Source organism: Dermacoccus sp. Tok2021, assembly GCF_019895135.1.
Lineage (GTDB): Bacteria > Actinomycetota > Actinomycetes > Actinomycetales > Dermatophilaceae > Dermacoccus > Dermacoccus abyssi.
Map to the genome: position 1 here is coordinate 42,118 of NZ_JAGTHU010000018.1, position 23,663 is coordinate 65,780.

16 protein-coding genes are annotated in these 23,663 nt (G+C 68.3%); 3 read left to right on the forward strand and 13 right to left on the reverse strand.

What is annotated here, in order from left to right:
• Positions 1-24: 24 nt before the first annotated feature.
• The 3 genes from K9D12_RS11135 to K9D12_RS11145 all read right to left on the reverse strand — a co-directional run bounded on the left by K9D12_RS11135 (position 25) and on the right by K9D12_RS11145 (position 4,156).
• Positions 25-2,946: a vitamin B12-dependent ribonucleotide reductase gene (locus K9D12_RS11135; protein WP_223060239.1), complete on the reverse strand. Its 2,922-nt coding sequence runs from the start codon at positions 2,944-2,946 to the stop codon at positions 25-27.
• Between the two features lie 87 nt (positions 2,947-3,033).
• A complete protein-coding gene (nrdR, locus tag K9D12_RS11140; RefSeq protein ID WP_047311683.1) occupies positions 3,034-3,495 on the reverse strand; it encodes a transcriptional regulator NrdR in 462 nt (153 codons plus the stop codon).
• 247 nt (positions 3,496-3,742) lie between these two features.
• A complete protein-coding gene (locus K9D12_RS11145; protein ID WP_197078972.1) occupies positions 3,743-4,156 on the reverse strand; it encodes a LysM peptidoglycan-binding domain-containing protein in 414 nt (137 codons plus the stop codon).
• Positions 4,157-4,422: 266 nt separating this feature from the next.
• Between K9D12_RS11145 and lexA the strand changes: the two genes are divergently transcribed.
• Entirely contained in the window at positions 4,423-5,142 is a 720-nt protein-coding gene (lexA, locus tag K9D12_RS11150) for a transcriptional repressor LexA (protein WP_047311416.1), read from the forward strand.
• 13 nt (positions 5,143-5,155) lie between these two features.
• Here the strand turns inward: lexA and K9D12_RS11155 are convergent, their stop codons facing one another.
• Entirely contained in the window at positions 5,156-5,995 is an 840-nt protein-coding gene (locus tag K9D12_RS11155; protein WP_223060240.1) for a Sir2 family NAD-dependent protein deacetylase, read from the reverse strand.
• A gap of 69 nt (positions 5,996-6,064) precedes the next feature.
• On the opposite strand from K9D12_RS11155, the gene K9D12_RS11160 reads away from it, so the two are divergent.
• Positions 6,065-7,054, forward strand: a complete 990-nt coding sequence (locus K9D12_RS11160) for a LysR family transcriptional regulator (protein WP_223060241.1) — start codon at positions 6,065-6,067, stop codon at positions 7,052-7,054.
• Here the strand turns inward: K9D12_RS11160 and K9D12_RS11165 are convergent.
• The 9 genes from K9D12_RS11165 to hflX form a co-directional block, all read right to left on the reverse strand.
• Positions 7,032-9,407: a ComEC/Rec2 family competence protein gene (locus tag K9D12_RS11165; protein WP_223060242.1), complete on the reverse strand. Its 2,376-nt coding sequence runs from the start codon at positions 9,405-9,407 to the stop codon at positions 7,032-7,034. The genes K9D12_RS11160 and K9D12_RS11165 overlap by 23 nt on opposite strands.
• Positions 9,404-10,270: a ComEA family DNA-binding protein gene (locus K9D12_RS11170; RefSeq protein WP_225911183.1), complete on the reverse strand. Its 867-nt coding sequence runs from the start codon at positions 10,268-10,270 to the stop codon at positions 9,404-9,406. The genes K9D12_RS11165 and K9D12_RS11170 overlap by 4 nt, the downstream gene beginning before the upstream one ends.
• A 155-nt stretch (positions 10,271-10,425) precedes the next feature.
• Positions 10,426-11,352 carry a DegV family protein gene (locus tag K9D12_RS11175; RefSeq protein ID WP_223060243.1) on the reverse strand — a complete coding sequence of 309 codons (927 nt, stop codon included), beginning with the start codon at positions 11,350-11,352 and terminating at the stop codon, positions 10,426-10,428.
• 29 nt (positions 11,353-11,381) lie between these two features.
• On the reverse strand, positions 11,382-14,246 hold the full coding sequence (gene leuS / locus K9D12_RS11180) for a leucine--tRNA ligase (RefSeq protein WP_223060244.1): 2,865 nt from the start codon (positions 14,244-14,246) through the stop codon (positions 11,382-11,384).
• Between the two features lie 229 nt (positions 14,247-14,475).
• A complete protein-coding gene (rpsT, locus tag K9D12_RS11185; RefSeq protein ID WP_047311410.1) occupies positions 14,476-14,736 on the reverse strand; it encodes a 30S ribosomal protein S20 in 261 nt (86 codons plus the stop codon).
• Positions 14,737-14,940: 204 nt separating this feature from the next.
• On the reverse strand, positions 14,941-15,921 hold the full coding sequence (holA, locus tag K9D12_RS11190; RefSeq protein ID WP_047311409.1) for a DNA polymerase III subunit delta: 981 nt from the start codon (positions 15,919-15,921) through the stop codon (positions 14,941-14,943).
• A 127-nt stretch (positions 15,922-16,048) separates the two neighbouring features.
• Positions 16,049-18,424, reverse strand: coding sequence for an ATP-dependent DNA helicase (locus K9D12_RS11195; protein ID WP_223060245.1), 2,376 nt, complete (start codon positions 18,422-18,424; stop codon positions 16,049-16,051).
• 119 nt (positions 18,425-18,543) lie between these two features.
• A complete protein-coding gene (locus K9D12_RS11200) occupies positions 18,544-21,276 on the reverse strand; it encodes a glucosidase (RefSeq protein WP_223060246.1) in 2,733 nt (910 codons plus the stop codon).
• 52 nt (positions 21,277-21,328) lie between these two features.
• Positions 21,329-22,813, reverse strand: coding sequence for a GTPase HflX (gene hflX, locus K9D12_RS11205; protein WP_223060254.1), 1,485 nt, complete (start codon positions 22,811-22,813; stop codon positions 21,329-21,331).
• A 175-nt stretch (positions 22,814-22,988) separates the two neighbouring features.
• Here hflX and K9D12_RS11210 point away from each other — a divergent pair, with 175 nt between their 5' ends.
• Positions 22,989-23,663 (forward strand): class I SAM-dependent methyltransferase, encoded by a 675-nt coding sequence (locus tag K9D12_RS11210; RefSeq protein WP_223060247.1) that lies wholly within the window; start codon positions 22,989-22,991, stop codon positions 23,661-23,663.

Here is a 23,663-nt window from a genome sequence, read left to right on the forward strand (position 1 = left end):
CCGCACTCGATCAGGGCTGAGCGATCAGCTGCAGCCGGAGGTGCTTCCGCAGCCCTCGCAGACGTAGCAGGAGCCGGCGGGACGCATCTTCGTGCCGCAGGTCATGCACATCGGGGCGTCGGCTGCCTTGCCCTGGAACTTCTCCATGAGCTCGGCCGAACTGTGGATCTCGGAGCCGACCTCACGGGCGGAGGCCGCACCGGAACCGGACTTCACCTCGTCGGCGTGCTCCTCCGTGGAGGTGGCAGCTACCGGACGCTCACCGCGTGCCGCCGCCGGGGCGACGGACTGCGAGTTGGACTCGGCGTCGAACGGCTCGTCGTCGCTCTCGATCGGCGTGTAGGAGCCGGTCTCGAGCTGGCGAGCGCGCTCCTCGGCCGTGTGGATGCCCATGAACGAACGCGTGTCGAAGTCGAGGTAGTCGAGCGCCAGGCGGCGGAAGACGTAGTCCATGATCGACTGCGCCATACGCACGTCCGGGTCGTCCGTCATACCGGCCGGCTCGAAGCGCAGGTTCGTGAACTTCTCGACGAACGTCTCGAGCGGCACGCCGTACTGCAGGCCGATCGACACGGCGATGGAGAACGCGTCCATGACACCGGCGAGCGTCGAACCCTGCTTACCGAACTTGAGGAAAAGCTCACCGAGATCGCCGTTCTCGTACGTGCCGGCGGTGAGGTAACCCTCCGCGCCACCCACGGCGAACGACGTCGTCTGCGACGAGCGACGCTTCGGCAGGCGCTTGCGCACGGGGCGGTACTCGACGATCTTCTCGACCGGCGTCTCGGCGACGGTCTCCGTGGCCGTCGCGGGCTCGGAGCTCTTCTCGTTCTTGCCCGACGAGAGCGGCTGGCCGACCTTGCAGTTGTCACGGTAGACGGCGATGGCCTTGAGACCGAGCTTCCAACCCTCGAGGTGCACCTCGGCGATGTCCTCGACCGAGGCCGACTCCGGCAGGTTGACCGTCTTGGAGATAGCACCCGACAGGAACGGCTGGCAGGCGGCCATCATGCGGACGTGGCCCATCGGGGAGATGGCGCGCGCACCCATGGCGCAGTCGAAGACCTCGTAGTGCTCCGGCTTGAGGCCGGGAGCGTCGATGACGTGGCCCTTGTCGGCGATGTGCTCGACGATCGCCTCGATCTGCTCTTCCTGGTAGCCGAGCTTCTTCAGCGCGCGCGGAATCGTCTGGTTGACGATCTGCATCGAACCGCCGCCGACGAGCTTCTTGAACTTCACGAGCGAGAAGTCCGGCTCGATACCGGTGGTGTCGCAGTCCATCATGAAGCCGATGGTGCCGGTGGGCGCGAGGACGGAGGCCTGCGCGTTGCGGAAGCCGCCCTTCTCACCGTTCTCGACGACGTCGGCCCAGGCCTTCGTCGCGAGCGCGTGGATGTCGCTGGCCATGGCGCCCATGTCCTTGTGCGAGGCGAGCTCGTCGTTCGCGGCACGGTGCTTGCGCATGACGCGGTTGTGAGCGTCGGCGTTGCGGGCGTAACCGGCGTACGGGCCGACCACGGAAGCCATCTCGGCGGAGCGCTTGTAGGCGGCGCCCGTGAGCAGCGACGTGATGGAACCGGCCAGCGCACGGCCGCCGTCCGAGTCGTAGCCGTGGCCGGTGGCCATGAGGAGCGCACCGAGGTTGGCGTAACCGATGCCGAGCTGACGGTAGTCGACCGTCGTCTTGCCGATGGACTCCGTCGGGAAGTCGGCGAAGCAGATGGAGATGTCCATCGCCGTGATGACGAGCTCGACGACCTTCTGGAAGGTGACGGCGTCGAACGTGTCGTCGTCCTTGAGGAACTTCAGGAGGTTGAGCGAGGCCAGGTTGCAGCTGGAGTTGTCGAGCGACATGTACTCCGAGCACGGGTTGGACGCCGTGATGCGGCCCGTCTCCGGGTTCGTGTGCCACGCGTTGATCGTGTCGTCGTACTGCACACCCGGGTCGGCGCACTCCCACGCGGCCTTGTTGATCTTGTCGAACAGCTCGCGGGCGTCGACCGACTCGATGACCTCACCCGTGTCACGGGCACGCAGGCCGAAGGTTGTGCCGTCCACGACGGCCTTCATGAACTCGTCGCTGACACGAACGGAGTTGTTCGCGTTCTGGTACTGCACGGAGACGATGTCGCGGCCACCGAGGTCCATATCGAAACCGGCGTCACGCAGCGCACGGATCTTGTCCTCCTCGCGCGCCTTCGTCTCGATGAACTCCTCGATGTCCGGGTGGTCGACGTCGAGGACGACCATCTTGGCCGCACGACGCGTGGCGCCGCCGGACTTGATGGTGCCTGCCGAGGCGTCGGCGCCGCGCATGAACGAGACCGGGCCGGAGGCGGTGCCACCGGAGGACAGCAGCTCCTTCGAGGAACGGATACGCGAGAGGTTGAGGCCGGCACCGGAGCCGCCCTTGAAGATGAAGCCCTCTTCCTTGTACCAGTTGAGGATCGAGTCCATCGAGTCGTCGACGGACAGGATGAAGCACGCGCTGACCTGCTGCGGGCTCGCCGTACCCACGTTGAACCACACCGGCGAGTTGAACGAGAAGACCTGGTGCAGCAAGGCGTACGTGAGCTCGTGCTCGAAGATCTCGGCGTCGGCGTCGGACGCGAAGTAGCCGTTGTCCTTGCCGGCCTTCGTGTACGTGAGCACGACGCGGTCGATGAGCTGCTTGAGCGACTTCTCGCGAGCGTCCGAACCCAGCGCGCCACGGAAGTACTTCGTCGTGACGATGGTGGAGGCGTTGAGCGACCAGAAGTCGGGGAACTCGACACCACGCTGCTCGAAGATCGTCTCGCCGGTCTTCCAGTTCTGCTGGACGACGTCACGCAGCTCCCAGGTCACCGCGTCGTAGGGGTGGACGCCCGGGGTGGTGAAGATCCGCTCGATCGTGACGCCGTTGTTCCGGCGACCCGACTTGGCTCGAGCCTTCGTGGTCTCGGTCATGACCGCATGCCTCCTGGCACTTCTCGTGGGTTTGGTGTGGTGTGTCGTGAAGTAGTGGGTGAGCCGGTGGAGCTCAGCCGGTGGAGCTCAGCCGGCGTCGCGCAGAGCGTGCCTGCGCAGGTCGGCGACGGCGTCCTCGAAGTCAGTCAGTGACTCGAAGGCCTGGTAGACGGACGCGAACCGCAGGTACGCGACGTGGTCGAGTTCGCGCAGCGGGCCGAGGATCTCGATGCCGACATCGTGGGCGTCGATCTCCGCAGCCCCCTTGGAGCGGATCGACTCCTCCACCTGCTGAGCGAGGACGGCGAGCTGATCGTCGGAAACCGGGCGGCCCTGGCAGGCCTTGCGCACGCCCGACATGACCTTGTCGCGAGAGAAGGGTTCGCTCACACCGGAGCGCTTGACGACCGTGAGGCTCGCGGTCTCGACGGTGGAGAAACGCTTGCCGCAGTCGGGGCACTGGCGGCGACGCTTGATGCAGGTGCCGTCCTCGGTCGAACGGGAGTCGACCACACGGGAGTCGGCGTTGCGGCAGAAGGGACAGTGCACGTGCCACGCCTCTCGATCGCAGGATTCCACCGCCTCGTGACGGTATGAACCCCAACACCGGCATCGCGGGAACTCTTCCGCAAACAACCACATGTTGGGGGCATTAGGGCGCCTGTGCCCTACATCTAGGAATCCTAGGTTGCGTTGGCGACCGCTCGCAACCGTGTCGGCAAACCCGGCGCACCAACCCCAGCAATGACGCGGAAAAGATGTGCGGCTCGCCCCAGCGACACGCCGAGGGGGCCGCTCAGCCTGCCGGAACGAGAATTCGCTGGCCGGCCTGAACGTGCATCGAGCTCATGTTGTTGGCCTCCTGGATGGCCACCACACCACGGTCGTTACGCAAGGACGGCAGCTCACGAGCGGCGATCTGAGAAAGGGTCTCCCCGTCCTTCACCGTGACCGACGTCGCGCCACCGGCAGGGTTAGCTTCGGCCACGGCCTTGGCCGCAAGGAGGCCACCGCCGACGAGAACCAGAAGCGCCAGAAGGGCAGCGAAGCGACGGCGAGCGAGAACGGCACGACGCGTCAACGGGGCGCGCCGCGTGCTACGACCACCCTCGAGGGAATCGACGACCGCAGGCCCCGACGGAACGAGGTGCAGGTGACGACGGGGGCTCGGCGCGACCGCCGGGACGTCCAGACTGGGCACAGCACTCATGTTCATTCCTCCTGACTCGGCGCGGATGCATCGAACATCCGTGCGATAGAACAACTGTACGACACAAACGTTCGAAAGCAAGGCCGTCGGCGGCGTGTTTCTCGTACATGTTTGCGAAAACTGTGTACGGTGGTGCCTACGTTGATCCCGAACGCTCACACCGAATCAGCGGCCACCGACAACCCCGGAATTCCGGGGAGAATCAGGGCTCCGCACCGAGGTCCGCGTCCGCGAGATCACTGTTTTCGTCGATGTGAGGAGACGCCATGGGTGAGGTCCACTCCATGAACAACCGCGCGAAGGGCAAACTGACCCCGCGCCAGCAGAAAGTGCTCACCGTCATCCGGCGCTCGGTCGACGAGCGCGGCTACCCGCCGAGCCTGCGCGAGATCGGTGAGGCCGTCGGGCTGACGAGCCCGAGCTCCGTCGCACACCAGCTCGCCACGCTCGAGCGCAAGGGTTACCTGCGTCGCGACCCCAACCGCCCTCGCGCCATGGAGGTCGTCTCCCCCGACGACGGCGCCGACACCCGCGGTTACCGCGGAGGCACCTCGGTGCGTGCAGCGTCCGAGAGCACGTACGACGAGACCGACTCGGGCAACGAGCGTCCGCAGGCCTCCTTCGTCCCCGTCGTCGGACGCATCGCCGCCGGCGGGCCGATCCTGGCCGAGCAGGCCGTCGAGGACGTGTTCCCCCTCCCCCGTCAGATCGTCGGTGACGGCGAACTGTTCCTGCTCAAGGTTGTCGGCGACTCGATGATCGAAGCCGCCATCTGCGACGGCGACTGGGTCGTCGTGCGCCAGCAGCCGGAGGCGTCCAACGGTGAGATCGTGGCGGCGCTGCTCGACGGCGAGGCCACCGTGAAGACGTTCAAGCGCACGAACGGCAAGACGTGGCTCCTGCCCGCGAACGAGAACTACGAGCCGATCGACGGCGACGAAGCCAGCATCATGGGCAAGGTCACGGCGGTGCTGCGCAGCGTCTGACTCTCGCCCACCCTCACGTCGTCGCGTTCGCCTCGGTCTGCACCTGCAGGCCGAGGCGTTCGCATGTCGCGGTGAGTGTGGCACCAAGCGGTTCGTGTAGCACGAGATCGGCGCGCTCCGAACCGCGCATGCTTCCCAGACCGACCAGGGCCACGGGCTTGCCCGCCTTGAGCGCCGCCGAGACGAACCGGAAGCCCGACATCACCTTGAGCGAACTTCCGAGAACGAGAACCGCCCGTGACAGTTCGAGCTGCGCGTAGCAGTGCTCAACCGTCGCGGTGGGCACGCTCTCGCCGAACATCACGACGTCGGGCTTGACGACGAGCGAACCACAGTGCGGACAGGCCACGAGAACGAACGCATCCTCTGCACTCCGGGCAACCTCGGCGTCTCCGTCGGCCAACAGGGCCACGTCGCGCGGGAGGTTCGGGTTGGCGTCGCGGATGCGCCCCTGGAACTCGGCTCGATCCGAGCGGCTGCCGCACTCGACGCACTGCACCGAGGAGAGCGAACCGTGCAGTTCGAGGGCGTCCGCTCCGGAGGCCGCATGAAGACCGTCGACGTTCTGCGTCACGAGGTGTTGCACGAGACCTGCGCGCTGCAAGGCTGCAACAGCGTGGTGGCCGCCGTTGGGCCGAGCCGCGGCGAAACGTTCCCACCCGACGGCGCTGCGAACCCAGTAGCGTCGGCGCGCGTCGTCCCCGCTGAGGAACTGCTGGAACGTCATGGGAACCGTTCGGCGGGTGCCGTCAGGCTTGCGGTAGTCGGGAATGCCCGACTCGGTCGAGAGACCCGCCCCGGTGAGCACGAACAGGTCGCCCTGCGCGACGAACTCCGCCAACTCTGCAGTCACAGGTGGCCCCTCTCATTCGACAATCGATAGAAACTACAACATCCGATAACGCCGGGTTATTCTCTACGGATGATCGACGCCGCCGGCCTTCGGGTCATGAAAGCCATTGCCCAGGAGGGTAGCTTCACCGCTGCCGCTGCTTCCCTGGGCTACTCCCAGCCTGCCGTGTCCCAGATGGTGCGCCGCTTGGAGGACAAGACGGGAACGGCTCTCGTCGAGCGCCTCGGACGTTCGGTGCGTCTGACCGAGGCGGGCCACGTGCTCGCCCGCACAGCCACTCCGGTGCTCGCCGCTCTCGAGGCGGCGGAGGGCGAAGTGGCCTCGATCGCCGGCCTGAGGGCGGGACGAGTGCGCCTCATGGCCTTCCCCTCGGCCTCGTCGACCGTCGTCCCACGAGCGCTGTCGCTCGTCAAGCAGCGCTACCCCGACGTTCAGGTCACCTTCGCGGAAGCGGAGCCGCCGGAGTCACTCGCGGCGCTTCGGGCGGGAGATTGCGATGTTGCAATCGCGTTCTCCTACGACGGCGACGAGATCGCGGCACACGCGGAGGATCTCGAGGGGCTCACCACGCTCGACCTGCTCGAGGACGAGGTGCGCCTCGCCGTGCCGGCCGATCACCCGTTTGCCGGAAGGGGCTCCGTGTCGATGGAGGAGCTCGAGTCCGCGTCGTGGATCGCCGGATGCCCGCGCTGCCGGGGCCACCTGCTCTCGCTCGCCACCTCGGCGGGTTACACCCCTGACGTCGCGTTCGAGACCGAGGACTACGTCACCGTGCTCGGACTCGTGGCCGAGGGGTTGGGCGTGGCCCTCATCCCGGAGCTCATCCTGCGTTCGACTCAGCACCCCCGCGTGGCCACCATCGCCATCGAGCCGGCGAGCCGTCGTTCGGTTCAGGCTGTCACCACGCCCGACCTCCAGCGTGTGCCGGCGGTCAAGGCCACCCTCGACGCGCTGCGGGAAGCAACCGACGCTCTGCCGAACCTGTCGCCGGTTCCCTCCGGCTCGCGACTGGAATCTCCTACGACTCTCAACGGTGTCATCTCTGCGGTTCGACCGTGAGCGATCTACCGACGGGTACGACGTCGAGGTCTCCTGAAAGGTCCGTTCGGTAGACGGCTGTTCCGCTCTGGGCGAGTAACGACAGGAGCGATTCCTTCGGGTGTCCGTAATCGTTGCCCTCCCCCACCCCGATGAGGCCGACCCGCGCCGAAGCCGCCCGATAGAGCCCGGCACTCTGGTTCGCGCTGCCGTGGTGAGCAACCTTGACGAGGTCGTAGGGACGCGACGCTGCTCGGCGCGTCACCTCCCCGATGCACGCGGCCTGCGCCTCCCGTTCGACGTCGCCGAGCATGAGCGCATGCACGCTCGGCGTCGCCACATCGAGCACGAGGGAAGCATTGTTGACCGGCGAACCCGCCGCCAACGCTCGGCGCGGCCAGAGGACGTCGAGCACGGCGTCACCGACACGGACCTGCTGACCCGGTGCGAGGCGTTGCGCAACCTTCCCGTAACGGCGCAACACCTGCCTCGTCTGGGCATCGGCATCCCTCTCCCCTCGGCCACCACGAGGGCTCGAGCTGTGGCTCGTCAGCCACGTCACGAAGACCTCGACCGACGGCTGCCGCTCGAGTACGGCCCCGAGACCATCGACGTGGTCGGCATGCAGGTGCGTGAGCACGACGGCGTCCACACGCGTCACGCCGTGACGATCGAGGCACCCGGTGACGTCGCCTTCCTCGGGTCCGGTGTCGACGAGGATCGCCGCCTGCTCACCGGTGCGTACCAACGCGGCATCTCCCTGCCCGACGTCGCACTGGGCATACAGCCACCCCGGATCTGCGCGTCCCTCTCCGGGGATCGGAAGCCACAGGGCCGCAGGGACGAGCGCCACCAACGTGACGGATGCCCACCCTCGAAGGCCGAGCCACGGGACGATTCGCCACCCGAACAGGAGCGCCGCGAGGAGGACGACGGCCAGCACGATGCCGGGCGCCCCGCTCGGCCACGGCAACGAGCCCCCTGGCACGGATGCGGCGACGTGGGCAATCGTGGAAATGACCCAGGCGGGAAGACCCGCCGCCCACACGAGCAGATCGGCCAGAGCCGGGACGAGTGGTGCCACGAGCAGAACGACCATCCCCGCGAGCGTGGCCGGTGCGACAAAGGGCTCCGCGAGAACGTTCGCCGGCAGGGAAACGAGCGACACGGCACCACTCAGCGCCACGAGGATGGGCAAGCACAGCGCCTGGGCGGCGACGGGAATGAGACACAGTTCGATCGCGTGGGTCAGCTTCGACGACGGCGTTTGCGGCAACCGTTCCGTCAGGGCGTTCGCCCATCGCTTCGCGAAGAGCACGAGGCCGAGCGTGGCGAGCGCCGAGAGCGCGAACCCCGCACTCACGGCGAGCCACGGATCCCACATGAGGAGCAGCGTGATGGCCGCCCCGAGCGCCGGGCAGGCAGCTTTCGGTCTGCCCCACGACGTGCCGAGCAACCCGACGATGCCCATCGCTCCGGCACGGACAACGCTCGGATCCGGATGGCACACGAGCACGTAGAGGAGGACGACAAGAAGAGCCGCCACTGTGCGGGCGCGCCGACGCAGACCAGACCAGGACAGACACCACGACGCCGCGACGAGCACAATGGTGACGTTCGACCCGCTCACCGCGTTGAGGTGCGACATGCCCGTGACGCTCATGTCGTCGTTCAACTCGGCCGGGATCGCGGCGACGTCACCGACGACGAGAGCCGGCACGAGGCCGCGCGGGTCGTCCGGGAGGTTTCGAGCCGCGTGCGACAGACCCCGGCGCAAGACTTCGAGTTGTGCGATGACCGGTGGCGACCCGTCAAGGACATGAGGTCCACCGCGCGCCACGAGCAGCGCCTGGGCAGACCCGAGCCGTTCCGAGGGCGCGAGTCTGCCCTTCACATCGAGCCGAGCTCTCCACGGCACGGTCCGCCACCGTCCGTCACCGATCAGGACGACCGGCGTCGCCACGTCGACCCGCGTTCCGCGGGCCTGGACTCGGTGCACGGTGAGGGGAACGAGATACCGGTCCGCAGCGCCCGGCCCCTTAGGTTCAAGGGCGCGGGGTTGCCCCGTGACGACGGCCTCGAACGTTCCGCTGGCTCGTTCGGCCGCCAACTCGGCGAGCGGCCCCTGACGTTGGTGAGCGAGTTGTCCTCCGGCCGCCGTGGCGATCAGCGCCGTGACGACCGCACAGAAGGCAACGCCCACGACGAGCGCGCGCCGAACCCGCGACAGGAACAGCGCTCCCCCCAGCGCTGCGGCGGCGAGCGCCACCACGACGACCTCGGTGGCCGAGGCTCGTAGTGCGAGCAACACGGCGAGCACGCCCCAGCCACAACATGCCGCGCCGAGCAGCCGGAGGTCGTGCTCGCTCCTCACACCGTGACCTTGGAGCGCAGCCGCTCCAGGGCCTTGTCACCGATGCCGCTGACCTCACCCAACTCCTCGACGCTCGAGAATCGGCCGTGTTCCGTGCGCCAGTCGAGGATTCTCTGCGCGAGGACCGGCCCCACTCCGGGCAGGGTGTCGAGCGCGGCCGCGTCGGCCGTGTTGAGATTGACCAGGGCGGACGCCCCTGCAGAGGCCCCCGGGGTTCCCGGTGTGATGGCCGCTGCACCCGATGACGGTTGAACACGCGCCGGAGCCGCGGGCGGGCTGGGAACCGGCGGGGACTCCCCCGGCCTCGGCACGATGACCTGCTCTCCGTCGGCGAGTGGCCGCGCGAGATTGATGCCGGAAGCATCGGCTCCCTTCAGCCCACCGGCTGCCCTGACGGCGTCCTCGACCCTGGCGCCCGGTGTGACCGTGACGACGCCGGGAGTGCGCACCGCCCCGACGACGTGGATGTTGAGCACCGAGGGCGACGCCGCAGCGGCGGGGGTGGCCGCTGTCGAGGCAGCGTTCGTGGGCGCCGCGGCAGCGCCCGATGGGGCGCTCGACACCGTGGCACGACCCGCGACCTGCAGCGGTTTGGCTGAAGAGCCTGTTGCGGCGCTCGATGTGTCCGGCGTGAGCATGACACGCACACCGAAGACGAGAGCAGCGAGCAGTGCACACAGTGCAACCACGACAACGGCCGTGCGTGACGGCGCCCAGCGAGCCTCGTCGAGCGGAGCAGGAGGGCGGATGAGCCGTCGGGGCGTGCGCTCCGGCTCAGGGGTCCACGCGGGTTCGCGACGTGCCCGTTCGATCTCCGCGAGCACTTCGTCGAGCCGGTCGTCGCTGTCGTGTCGAGTCGTCATGGCGTGACGCTACGAAGGCCTCCGGAGTGAACACCATCCTGCGCCGCTTGAGCCTGTGGAAGCGCCTGCTGCGACAGTTCGGGGTCATGCGCAGGCATCACGCCTGTGGAGGAAGCTCGGACACGGCGCACCGGGCCCACGACGGAATCAGACCGTCACGCGGCGTCGGTTTCCCCGTTCGGGTCGGCCCCCGACGAATCCTCCGGCATCCGCGCCACGGCCACGCCGATCGCCCCGCTGCCGATGTGCGCCGTGACGGCGGCGGCCAGCGGTGCCTGCACGATGGGTTCTGCCCAGGTCACCGGCTCTGCTCCGTCAGTGTCCTTCTCCGCCGATTCCGTGAGGAGCCCCGTGAGTCGCTCGGCAAGGTCCTGTCGCGTCACGGAGTGCACGGCGCAGACGACCGGGCCCGGTCCGAGGGCCCGCGCCTCCGCGAGCGCCCACCGCCCCAGGCGTTCGATGGCCTTGCCCGTCGTTCGCACGCGTGCCAAGGGCTCGATCACCCCGTCCTCGAGGCGCAGCAGCGGCTTGATCGACAGCGCGGAGCCGAGAAGGGCACCGGCCCGACCGACGCGACCACCGCGGCGCAGCGGTTCCAGCGAGTCGACGTAGAGCGCCGTGCGCGACGTCGTCGCCACGGAACGGATGACCTCCTCGACCGCGGCGAAGCCTTCACCGCGCACGGCCGAACGAGCCCCGGCGAGCGCCGCAAAACCCATCGCCATGCCCATCGTCGTGGAGTCCACGACGGAGACGGGCACAGACGATTCGGCCGCCGCGAGGCGCGCCGAACTCACCGTGGACGACAGCTGGGCCGCCGCGTGAACGGAGACGATCTTGGTGCAGCCCTGACCCGCGAGGTACTCGTACGCCTCGACCATGCGCGCAGGCGCCGGCCGGGCCGTCGACAGTTCCCGCTCGTTCTGTTCGGCTTGGGCCACCGTCTCCCCGGTGACGCCCTCACCCTCGACGAGCGAGCGCCCGTCGATCGTCACGGTCAGCGGCACGACGGCGAGCGTCCCGCCGAGCGCCGCCACGAGCTCGTCCGGCAGGCACGCCGTCGAGTCCGTGACGACACCCACGCGAGGGGCGTCCCGTCGTCGCGCAGCCATCAGTTCGCGACGATGTTGACGAGCTTGGGAGCTCGGACGATGACCTTGCGAACCGTCTTGCCCTCGAGGAACGACTGCACGCGCTCGCTCGCCATGGCTGCGGCCTCGAGGTCGGCCTCGCTGATGTCGGCGGCGACGTCGAGGCGATCGCGCACCTTGCCGGCCACCTGGACGACGGCAACAACGGTGTCCTGCACGAGGAACGCCGGGTCGGCGACCGGGAACGGCTCGAACGCCAGCGTCGTGTCGTGACCCAGGCGCTTCCACAGCTCCTCACCGATGTGCGGGGCCAGCGGCGCCGTCATGAGCACGAGCGCCTCGGCCGCCTCGCGCGGCACGGCGTCGAGCTTCGTCAGCGTGTTGTTGAGCTCGATGAGGCGAGCGACCGCCGTGTTGAAACGCAGGTTCTCGAAGTCGGCGCTCACCGCGTCGATCGTCTGGTGGAGTGCGCGCTTCGTGGCGTCATCCATCGGCGCATCGGTGACGGTGACCTCGCCGCTGCCCTCGTCGACGACGTTGCGCCACAGACGCTGCAGGAAGCGCTGCGAGCCGACGGCGGCACGGGTCTCCCACGGACGCGACGCGTCGAGGGGGCCCATCGACATCTCGTAGACGCGGAAGGTGTCGGCGCCGAACGCGTCGCACATCTCGTCCGGCGTGACGACGTTCTTGAGCGACTTGCCCATCTTCCCGTACTCACGGGTGACGCGCTCGCCCTGCCACTCGAACACCGTCTCGCCGTCGACCTCGCGCTCGGTGACCTCGGCAGCCGGCACCGGCTGGCCGCGCCCGTCACGGAACGCGTAGGCCTGCACCATGCCCTGGTTGTAGAGCTTGCGGAACGGCTCCTCGCTCGAGATGAGGCCGAGGTCGAACAGCACCTTGTGCCAAAAACGCGCGTACAGCAGGTGCAGGACGGCGTGCTCGGCGCCGCCGACGTAGAGGTCGACGCCGCCCGGGTCGTTCGCGACGCCCTTGCCGAAGCCGCGGCCCTTGCCGAGCCAGTACTCCTCACAGCCCGCGTCGACGAATCGTTCGTCGTTTGCGGGGTCTGCGTAACGCAGTTCGTACCAGCACGAACCGGCCCAGTTGGGCATCGTGTTCGTCTCGCGCGTGTACGTCTTGCGACCGTCACCGAGGTCGAGCTCGACGCTCACCCACTCGCTCGCACGCGACAAGGGCGACTCCGGCATGGACTGGGCGTCCTCCGGGTCGTAGGTCTTCGGCGAGTAGTCCGCGACGTCGGGCAGTTCGACCGGCAGCATCGACTCCGGCAGGGCGTGCGCCTCGCCGTTCTCGTCGTAGACCACCGGGAAGGGCTCGCCCCAGTAGCGCTGGCGGCTGAACAGCCAGTCGCGCAGGCGGTAGGTCGTCGTGCCGCTTCCGCGCTCGTTCGCCTCGAGCCACTCGATGATCTTGACCTTGGCGTCCTCGATGCCGAGCCCGTCGAGGCTGAGGCCCGAGGTGGCCGAGTTGATGGCGACGCCCGCGCCGGTGAACGGCTTGTTCTCCGGGTGGCCCTCGGACGGCTGCACGGTGCGGATGACGTCGAGGTCGTACGCGGCCGCGAAGTCCCAGTCGCGCTCGTCCTGCGCGGGCACGGCCATGATGGCGCCGGTGCCGTAGCCCATGAGGACGTAGTCGGCGACGAAGACGGGCATGCGTCGACCTGTCACCGGGTTCGTGGCGAAGGCACCGGTGAAGACACCGGTCTTGCCCTTCTCGCCGGTCTGACGCTCGAGGTCGCTCTTGCGGGAGGCCTCACGACGATAGGTGTCGACGGCCTCGCGCGGGCTTGTCGCGCCCCCGCTCCACGCGTCCTTCGTGCCCTCGGGCCACGTGTCGGGCACGAGCGTGTCGACGAGCGGATGCTCCGGGGCGACCACCATGAACGTCGCGCCGAAGATCGTGTCGGGGCGCGTCGTGAAGACCTCGAGCTGAGCGCCCTCGTGGTTCTCGACGTCGAAGCGGATGCTCGCGCCGTTGCTGCGACCGATCCAGTTGCGCTGCTGCAGCTTGATCGACTCCGGCCAGTCGAGGCGCTCGAGGTCGTCGACGAGGCGGTCGGCGTAGGCGGTGATACGCATCATCCACTGCGGCAGATTGCGCTTGAAGACCGGGAAGTTGCCGCGCTCGGTGCGGCCGTCGGCCGTCACCTCCTCGTTTGCCACGACGGTGCCGAGGCCGGGCGACCAGTTGACCGGAGCGTCCGACTTGTACGCGAGGCGACGGGCGTTGACGGCAGCGGCGCGCTCGGTGGCGTCCAGTTCGGCCCATGCGCGGCCGTCCGGCGTGGCGACGCGACCACTTTCGAGGGCTTCGACGAGCGTGTCGATCGGACGGGCCTTACCCGCGTCCTCGTCGTACCAGGCGTTGAAGATCTGCAGGAAGATCCACTGCGTCCACTTGTAGTAGGACGGCTCGATCGTGGCGAAGGTGCGACGCATGTCGTGCGACAGCCCGAGCTGACGCAGCTGGCGACGCATGTTGACCATGTTGTCCTCGGTCGTCTTGCGCGGGTGCTGGCCGGTCTGGACGGCGTACTGCTCCGCCGGTAGGCCGAACGCGTCGTAACCGAGGGTGTAGAGGACGTTCTTGCCCTGGGTGCGCTGGTAGCGCGCGTAGACGTCGGTGGCGATGTAGCCGAGCGGGTGCCCGACGTGCAGTCCCGCACCGGAGGGGTAGGGGAACATGTCCTGGATCATGACCTTCTCGCGCTCGGCCACGCCCTGCGGGTCGGCCCACGGCCCCGTGGGGTTGGGGGCCTCGAAGGTTCCCTGCTCCTCCCACACGTCCTGCCACTGCTTCTCGATCTGCCCCGCCAGTTCGGCGGTGTAGCGGTGGCCGTGCTCGGTGTCGCTCAAGGAAGTACCTCACTCGCGTCGTACGGCGTCAGCGCGACGCCGGATTGTTCGCCCGTCATTATGTCAGCAGCCGCCGTCGCCGCCCGGGCACCGGGCTCTGGCGACCTTCGATGTTGCCTCGGAAACGCGGCACCTGTGCCGCGGTCCCCGCTCAACATCGAAGGGCCGTCACCGCGGACGGTGACGACCCTTCGTCGTGCTGAGTCCTCGTGAGGACTCATGGAAGAACTCAGAGGTTGTTGAGCTGCTTCGCCATGGCCGACTTCTTGTTGGCGGCCTGGTTCTTGTGGATGACTCCCTTGGAGACAGCCTTGTCCAGCTTCTTCGAAGCGGCAGCAAGGGCCGTGGTAGCGGCGTCCTTGTTACCGGCTTCGACCTCGGCGCGGAACTTGCGGATCCAGGTACGCAGCTCAGCCTTGTAGGACTTGTTGCGCTCCGTACGAACAGCGTTCGTCTTGATCCGCTTCATCTGCGACTTGATGTTTGCCACGAAAACTCACTTCTTCGGTCGAATGATTCTGTCGTGAGGGCGACAGTCGGCCTCTCGGATATGGCGTGGGGACACCTGGCGATGAGAGACCGCTGGTTACTGCTTGCGTGTGCGCACGACCTGAGCCCACACGCACTCGTCCAAACTTACCAGCCGGACCCCGCGGGCACGCAATCGGCCGAAGCGCTCGGCGTCCGACCAGCTTCAGCCTCGCTCGGGCGGCGCGTGACGCTGTTTGCAGATCTCGAGCACGGCGTGCTCGACGGCGTACTGCGGATCGCGCCCGCCGCCCTTGACGGCGAAGTCGGCCGCAGCCACGGTCTGAATCGCGCGGCCCAACCTGACGCCGTCCCAGCCGCGCGACGCGCCGCGGGCACGATCGATCTGCCACGGGGGCATACCGAGCTGCTTGGCGAGTTCAGCGCTGCGTCCTCCCCCGGCGGTGGCCACCTTGGCAACCTGCCGCAGCTGTGAGGCGAGGACCGCCACGACCGGAACCGGGTCGAGCCCGGAGGCGAACGCGTGACGCAGGAGTCGAAGCGCTTCGGGAGCATTGCCGGCGATGGCGGCGTCGGCAACCCGGAAGCCCGTGGCCTCGACCTTGCCCGAGTGATAGGTGGCGACGACGTTCTCGTCGACGACGCCCGTCGTGTCGTCGACGAGTTGCTTGCACGCCGCGGCCAGCTCCGACGTGTCCTTGCCCGCTGCCTCGAGCAACGCCCGCACGGCCTCGGGGGTGATCTTGCGGCGCGCGATCCGGAATTCGTTCGTGATGAAAGCCGACTTGTCGCGGTCCGACTTCATGGCCGGCGCCTCGATGACGTGCGCCTTCGCCTTCTTCATCGCGTCGAGGACACGCTTGGCGCGGTTACCACCCTTGTGGAGGACGACGAGGTGCGCGTCGTCGAGCGGGTGCTTGAGTACGTCGGAGAGTTCGTCGACGAGCGGATCGGTGGCCTCGTCGAGGTCGCGTACGACGACGACGCGGTGCCCGCCGAACAGGCTCGGCGACAGGTCCATCGTCAGCCGGCCCGGCTCGTACTCGAGCGCGTCGAGGCGGATGACCTCCGCGTCGGGGTGGCTCGAACCGAGGGCCTCGAGCACGTGCGAGAGCGCTCGTTGCGCGAGCACGCGCTCGGGGCCGGTGATGAGCACCAGCTGAGGCAGCGCCGACGATTCGTTCATGGCGTCAGCCTCTCATCGGCCACCGACAACCGGGGCGCCGACCGGATCAGCGACCGCTGCGTGTGCGCTGAGGCAAGCACACCTCGCGAGACGAACACCCCGATCGTCGTGCTGCTCACAGCGAACGTCACTCCCCCGCCGGGCGGATGCCGAGTTGCGCGCAACGGGCGAGCACCGACTCCGCCGAGAGTTCGAGGTGGTCGGCCAGCTCTTCGGCTGACAGGCCCATGCTGACGCCCTCGCGCAGTTCCTCGTCGGACTCCGCCGTCCACGCCTCGCCGCCGGTGACGGCGGTTCGGGCCGTGTCGTCGACCGGAGGCGGCGTCGACTTGGTCGGTGCCTTGATGGCGCTGGCCGTCCCCATTCCGCTGACACCGGCTGCCGCTGCGGCGGCGAGCGCCCGCTCCTTCGCGTCCGCCGAGGAACCTGCCGATAACCCCGACGACGCTGCCGAGGACGCCGACGAAGCGCCCGACGAGCGGACGGAACTCGACGAGGGGCTGGGAACCGACGGCTGCTTCGTCGAGCGCGTACCGGCCGCCGGCGGAGGGGTGACGTCCGGGGCGTTCTCGTCGAGACGAGCGAGCGCCTTGAGGATGAGCGCACGATCGGTGGTCGGCCAGAACGGCGGCAACGAGCGCTGGAGGAAACCGGCGTAGCGGGCCGTCATCATGCGCGAGTCGAGGAACGCGACGACGCCACGGTCGTCGGTGTGCCGGATGAGGCGCCCGGCGCCCTGCGCGAGGCGCAGCGCGGCGTGGGTGGCCGAGACGGCCATGAACCCGTTGCCGCCCATCTTCGCGATGGCCTGCGAGCGAGCCGAGGCGAGGGGGTCGTCCGGTCGCGGGAACGGGATGCGGTCGATGATGACGAGTTGGAGGCTGCTTCCGGGCACATCGACGCCCTGCCACAGCGTCAGCGTGCCGAAGAGGCACGTGCGGGCGTCGGCGGCGAAGGTGCGCACGAGGGTGCCCATCTGGTCCTCGCCCTGGCACAGCACGGGGATCTCGTCGCCGAAGCGCTCCCGCATCGCCTCGGCGGCGGCCTGGGCGGCGCGCATCGAGGAGAAGAGGCCGAGCGTGCGTCCACCGGCCGCGCGCACGAGCGTCTCGATCTCGTCGAGGGCCTGCGGTGAGAGTCCGTCACGCCCGGGCGGAGGAAGGTGCTGGGCGACGTAGGCGATGCCCTGCTTGGGGTAGTCGAACGGCGAGCCGACGTCGAGGCCCTTCCACTGCGGGCCGCCCGCTCCGCGCAGGCCGAGGGTTCCGGCCACGGCGTCGAACGAGCCACCGAGTTCGAGGGTGGCCGACGTCATGACGACCGATCGCTCACCGAAGATCTTGTCCCGCATGAGCATGGCCACGCTCATCGGCGCGACACGCAGCGCGGAGACGCCGGTGCGCTGGTTGTGGGAGACCCACAGGACGTCGAGCTCCCGCTCCTCGAGGATGCGTTCGCACGTCTCGAAGATCTCGTCGATCGCGGCTCGAGCCATCTGGCGAACGCCGTCGTTGTCCTGCGGGTTCTTCGGCTTCAGTTCCGAGGCGATGGAACGTGAGGCGTCGAGAATCGTGCGCAGGGCCGCCTCGAGAACGTCGGAGACTCCGAGCAGCCGCCCTTCCTGGTGTTGCCCGAGTGCCTCGCCCAGCACCTCGGCCCCGCGCTTGAGGTCGTCGGTCTCGGCGAGGCGGCCACAGCGCTTGGCGGCCGCGTTGATCGTTCCGGTCGTCAGTTCGTCGGTGATGGTCGCGGTGACGCGGTCGACGAGCTCGTGGGCCTCGTCGACGACGAGCAGGTCGTGCTCGGGCAGCATCTGGCGCCCCTCGAAGGCGTCGATCGCCATGAAGGAGTGGTTCGTCACGACGACGTCGACCTCCTTCGCGTCGGCGCGCGCCATTTCGACGAAGCAGTCCTCGACGACGGGGCACTTGCTGCCGAGGCACTCGTGGCTCGAGACGGAGACCTGGCGCCACGCCCTCTCGGACACGCCGGGCACGAGTTCGTCGCGGTCGCCGGATTCGGTCTCGTCGGCCCACTCCCGCAGGCGCACGACCTCGCGGCCGGTGCGTCCGGCGTGTTCGTCGACCTGGCCGACGCCCATGAGCGCGCCCTCGTCGTCGTCCGGGTAGCCACCGGTGAGCTTGTGCTGGCACACGTAGTTACGCCGCCCCTTGACGAGCGCGTACGTGGGCCGGCGCCCGAGCAGCGGTTCGAGCGCGTCGGCGAGGCGCGGCATGTCGCGATCGACGATCTGCGCCTGGAGGGCGAGCGTCGCCGTGGCCACGATGGCCGGCTTGTTCACCTCGAACGCGTGACGGATCGCGGGCACGAGGTAGGCCAGCGACTTTCCCGTGCCCGTACCCGCCTGCACGAGCAGGTGCTCGTCGCGCTCGATGGCCTCCTGGACGGCGTTCGCCATCGTCGACTGCCCCGGCCGCGGGACGCCGCCGACGCCGGAGACGGCCGCGGACATGAGTTCGTCGAGCGAGGGCAGTTCGGGCATGCGCCCACCCTATGGCAGCACCGGGACGCCCTCCGAGTCGCGACGCGGGCACAGCTGTGGAAACGCCTGTGCGGGCGTCGTCACTGTGGACGACGCCCGCACAGGCCACCGCATGCGGCTCACTCGCCGGGCAGAACCCCCGGCAGGTGCGGCGCGTGATCGGAGCAAATGTAGTGCGCCACGAGCGCCGTCCACCCCGTCTGGTGCGCGGCGCCGAGGCCGACGCCGGTGTCGCCGTGGAAGTACTCGCTGAACGTGACGTGCTCGTTCCACAGCGGCCCGTTCGGGTACTCACGCTGGTCGCCCGGGCGGCCGTTGGGTCCGAGACGGAAGAGATTGACGAGCCGGTCCTCGAGGTCGGAGACGATCTCGGACAGCTTGACCATCCGCCCCGATCCGGTCGGGTACTCGTACTCGACGTCGCCCTCCGCCGACGCGGCGTACAGACGCAGCGAGTCGACGACGAGGAAGTTGACCGGGAACCACACCGGCCCACGCCAGTTGGAGTTGCCGCCGAACAGGTCGATGTCGGACTCTCCGGGGGTGTAGCGGATCGACATCGAGCGTCCGCCGATCTCCGCCGTGTACTCCTCGCGGTAGGCCGCGGACAGCGAACGGATACCGAACTCGGAGAGGAACTCGTTCTCGTCGAAGAGTCGTTCGAGCAGCAGGCCGCGGCGTCGCTTGGAGATGAGCGTCATCGTCAGCTTCTCGCCGCCGGAGTCGGCCTCGGCCTGCGTGATGGCCTTCATCATGGCCGGCTCGCGCTCCATCATCCACTCGACCTCGCGCACGAAGTCGGGCAGTTCGTGCTGCACCCAACTCGGGGCGATGAGCACGGCCATGAGCGGCAGCAGGCCGACCATCGAGCGAACGCGCAACTGGATGATCTCGCCGTCCTCGCGCTGGAGGGCGTCGTAGAAGAAGCCGTCCTCCTCGTTCCACAGGCTCGACACCTTCTCCGGCGTCGTGCGGTCCATCGCGTGGGCAAGGTTGATGAAGTACTGCAGGAACGTCGTGGCCGTGTTGTCGTAGGCCCGCTCGTGGCGCGCGAGTTCGAGGGCCATGCGCAGCATCGACAGCGAGAAGAACGCCATCCAGCTCGTCGCGTCGGACTGTTCCAGCTTGTAGCCCGGGGGCACGGCGGTCGAGCGGTCGAACAGCGCGATGTTGTCCATGCCGAGGAAGCCGCCCTCGAAGAGGTAGGAGCCCTCGGCGTCCTTGCGGTTGACCCACCACGAGAAGTTGAGAAGCAGCTTGTTGAAGACCTGGATGAGGAAGGCCTGGTCCTGTCCGCCGTCGATGGCGTAGACCTGCCAGCAGGCCCACGCGTGGACGGGCGGGTTGACGTCCTCGAAGGCCCATTCGTACGCGGGCAGCTGACCGTTGGGGTGCTGGGCCCACTCCCGGCACATGAGCACGAGCTGGTGCTTGGCGAACTCGGGGTCGATGTGCGCGAGCGGCACGGTGTGGAACGCCAGATCCCACGCGGCGAACCAGGGGTACTCCCACTCGTCCGGCATCGAGATGACGTCGGCCAGGGCGAGGTGGCGCCAGCCGACGTTGCGTCCGTGTCGGCCCTCGACGCCGGTGACGCGCTCACGCGGCGGCGCCTTGACGGCCGGGTCGCCCTCGAGCCATTCCTCGACGTAGTAGCGGTAGAGCTGCTTGCCCCACAGCAGGCCAGCGAAAGCGCGACGGGCAATGTGACGGTCGTCGTCGCTCACCGTGGCCGGGATGACCGCGGCGTAGAACTCGTCGGCCTCCTCGGCGCGCACCCGACGGACGATGTCGAAGCCCTCACCGAAGGCCGGGTCGCCGGGCACCGGCTCCTGGTGGGCGGTTCCCTTGGGCTGGTGGGCGCTCGAGCGCCCGACGCCGCGCAGACGCAGCCGCACGGTGACGCTCTCACCCGGCGCGATGGCCTCGAAGTGGTACCAGAAGCCGACCTTCGTGCCGTGGTCGAGGCGGATGCCGTCGCTCTCCCCCGCCACGATGCGCTGGTTGATGCCGTCCTTCGTCAGCTCACGGGGGTTGGTCTCCGCGCCAGACACGGCGATCTCGTTCGTCTCGTTGTCGCAGAAGATGATGCGCGGCTCGCCGTCGGCGTGCAGTTCGTAGTCACCGAGCCAGCCGTGTTCGGCGCGCACGCAGTTCTCCGTGACGAGGGAGATCGAGGGTTCACGCTCGTCTCGTCCCCACGACCACGTGTTGCGGAACCACGCCTGCGGCACGAGGTCGAGCAGCGCGGCGTCGGGGCCGTGGTTGGTCGCGGTGTACTCGAGGCAGATGTCGGTCGGGTTCGCCTTGGCGTGCGTGACCTCGATGTCGAAGAAGCGGTTCTCGTCGAAGACTCCCGTGTCGATGAGCTCGTACTCGTCGTCGGTTCGCCCGCGCGAGGCGGCCTCGGCGCGCAGGTGGTTGTACGGGAACGCGGCCTGGGGGTAGCGATAGAGCCACGTGCCGTAGGAGTGGGTGGGGGTGGCGTCGGTGGGCCACCAGACCTCCTTGACGTCCTCGCCGTGGTTGCCTTCACCGTTCGTCAGGCCGAACAGACGTTCCTTGAGGCGGTCGTCCTCACCGTTCCACAACGCCAGCGAGACGTTGAAGAACCCGAAGCGGTCGCACAGACCCGCCAGTCCGTCCTCGCCCCAGCGGTAGGCGCGCTGGTGGGCGTGGTCGAACGGCAGGTAAGCCCACGCGTTGCCGTCGGCAGAGTAGTCCTCACGGACCGTGCCCCACTGGCGAGCGGCCATGTACGGCCCCCACAGACGCCACGGGTCGCTGTCCTTCGGTGCCTGGGCCAGACGGCGGTGTTCGGCGGTGGCCGTGGTGCGGGAAGACGAACTCACGAGCGCATCCTATTGAGGCCCGCTGGGGACGGACGAATCCGTGGCGCGAAGCTCAGGCGACGCTGGACGCCAGGTACGGCTCCAACTCGCTGGCCAGTTCCTTCGTCACCTTGGCGTGCACGTGGGTGCCTTCGGGGCGGTGCTCGACGCCGAGCACGTCACCGTCAGCGTGCACGCGGCTGAGGAGGTCACCTCGCTCGTACGGCAGCAGGAGTTCGACCCGCACGTCGGGGTGGGGCAGTTCGTCCGCGATGAGTTGCAGCAGTTCGGGCAACCCCTCGCCCGTACGAGCCGACACGGCGATGCAGTGCTTCTCGTGGCGCATCAGGCGGTCGATGACGTCGGGGGCGGCGATGTCGGCCTTGTTGATGACGATGACTTCCTTGACATCGCTCGCGTCGACGTCGGCGAGCACCTCGCGCACCGCGGATATCTGCGACTCCGGGTCGGGGTGGGAGCCGTCGACGACGTGCAGGAGCAGGTCGGCGTCGGCCACTTCCTCCAGTGTCGAGCGGAAGGCCTCGACGAGTTGGTGCGGCAGGTCGCGCACGAAGCCGACGGTGTCGGCCAGCGTGTAACCGCGCCCGTCCGGCGTCTCGGCGCGGCGGACCGTCGGGTCGAGCGTGGCGAACAGCTGGTTCTGCACGAGCACACCGGCGTTGGTGAGGCGGTTGAGGATCGAGCTCTTGCCGGCGTTCGTGTAGCCGGCGATGGCGACGCTCGGCACGTTGTTGTTGCGGCGCCCGCTGCGCTTGGTGTCGCGAGTCGTCTTCATCTCCGCGATCTCGCGGCGCAGTTTGGCCATGCGCGTATTGATGCGACGTCGGTCGAGTTCGATCTTCGTCTCACCGGGACCGCGCGACCCCATGCCCTGGCCACCCGCGGCCTGACCACCGGCCTGACGGGACATCGACTCACCCCAACCGCGAAGACGCGGCAGGAGGTACTGCATCTGAGCCAGCTCGACCTGGGCCTTGCCCTCCTTGCTCTTCGCGTGCTGGGCGAAGATGTCGAGGATGAGCGCGGTGCGGTCGATGACCTTCACCTTGACGACGTCCTCGAGAGCGCGGCGCTGGCTCGGGGCGAGCTCGCCGTTGGCGATGACGGTGTCGGCGCCTTCGGCGACGACGATCTCCTTGAGTTCCTCGGCCTTGCCCTTACCGAGCCAGGTGCCCGGGTCGGGGCGCAGGCGACGCTGGACGACGCCCGCGAGCACCTGGGAGCCAGCCGTCTCCGCGAGAGCGGCGAGCTCACGCAGGGAGTTCTCGGCGTCCTCGCTCGAACCCTCGGACCAGACGCCCGCCAGGACGACGCGCTCGAGGCGCAACTGGCGGTACTCGACCTCGGAGACGTCCTCGAGCTCCGTCGACAGGCCGTGCACACGGCGCAGAGCGGCGCGCTCTTCGCGCTCGATCTGGTCACCGTCGTAGGAGTCGACGACAAAGCCGCGGTCGTCGTAGACGACCGTTGCGTCGTCGCCGTCCGCAAGCGCCTGGGCTCGGCGGGAAAGGAAGTCGGCGGGGTTGCGCTCGTTCAGGGCTGATCCTCACGTTGTGCGTCGCTGCGGTCGAGGTGACGCGCAGAGTTCGATCGTTGCAGGGTTCAACGAGCGAGGCCAGCGATTTACTCCCGCGGTTGCGGCTCGCCCGGGCGGAGTTGTCCGGTATTGCGGCGGCTCCCGAGCCAATGCGGCGGTCGTAGGCTGTGCCGTGATGAGCGATCACTACTTCACTGCGGAGCCGGCGTCACCCGACGAACGGCGCACCCTCACCCTGCGCCTGGCCGGGCGCAGCGTCGCCATGCAGACCGCACCCGGTGTCTTCTGCCCCGACCGTCTCGACTCGGGCACTGCTGTTCTTCTCAACCACGCACCGGCGCCGCCCGAGGCAGGCACTTTCCTGGACATGGGGTGCGGCTGGGGGCCGATCGCGACGACGCTCGCGTTGGAGAGCCCGGATGCGCACGTGTGGGCGGTGGACGTCAACGAACGCGCCCTCGATCTGTGCGCGACGAACGTTGCAGCTCAGGGTTGTTCGAACGTGACGACCGCTCGCCCGTCGCAGGTTCCGGCCGACGTTCGGTTCGATCTCATCTGGTCCAACCCGCCGATCAGGGTGGGCAAGAAGGTGCTGCATTCGATGCTGCTCACTTGGCTACCCCGCCTCGTCGTCGGCGGGCGCGCCCACCTCGTCGTCCAGCGCAACCTCGGCTCGGACTCACTGGCGAAGTGGCTCGTGGAGCAGTTGGGCGACGCCTACGAGGTCACGCGCCTGACATCGGTCAAGGGGTTCCGCATTCTCGAAGTGGTGCGCACGTCCGACGGAGGACCCACGCCCTTGGAGGCTGCGGAGGACACTGGCGCACCGGCGCCAAACGCGGACGTCTAG

What these genes read in the sequence shown, in the direction of transcription:
- K9D12_RS11135 (WP_223060239.1), bottom strand. Translation starts at nt 2,946, where the DNA reads ATGACCGAGACCACGAAGGCTCGAGCCAAGTCGGGTCGCCGGAACAAC.
- K9D12_RS11145 (WP_197078972.1), bottom strand. Translation starts at nt 4,156, where the DNA reads ATGAGTGCTGTGCCCAGTCTGGACGTCCCGGCGGTCGCGCCGAGCCCC.
- lexA (WP_047311416.1), top strand. Translation starts at nt 4,423, where the DNA reads ATGGGTGAGGTCCACTCCATGAACAACCGCGCGAAGGGCAAACTGACC.
- K9D12_RS11160 (WP_223060241.1), top strand. Translation starts at nt 6,065, where the DNA reads ATGATCGACGCCGCCGGCCTTCGGGTCATGAAAGCCATTGCCCAGGAG.
- K9D12_RS11170 (WP_225911183.1), bottom strand. Translation starts at nt 10,270, where the DNA reads ATGACGACTCGACACGACAGCGACGACCGGCTCGACGAAGTGCTCGCG.
- holA (WP_047311409.1), bottom strand. Translation starts at nt 15,921, where the DNA reads ATGAACGAATCGTCGGCGCTGCCTCAGCTGGTGCTCATCACCGGCCCC.
- K9D12_RS11195 (WP_223060245.1), bottom strand. Translation starts at nt 18,424, where the DNA reads ATGCCCGAACTGCCCTCGCTCGACGAACTCATGTCCGCGGCCGTCTCC.
- K9D12_RS11210 (WP_223060247.1), top strand. Translation starts at nt 22,989, where the DNA reads ATGAGCGATCACTACTTCACTGCGGAGCCGGCGTCACCCGACGAACGG.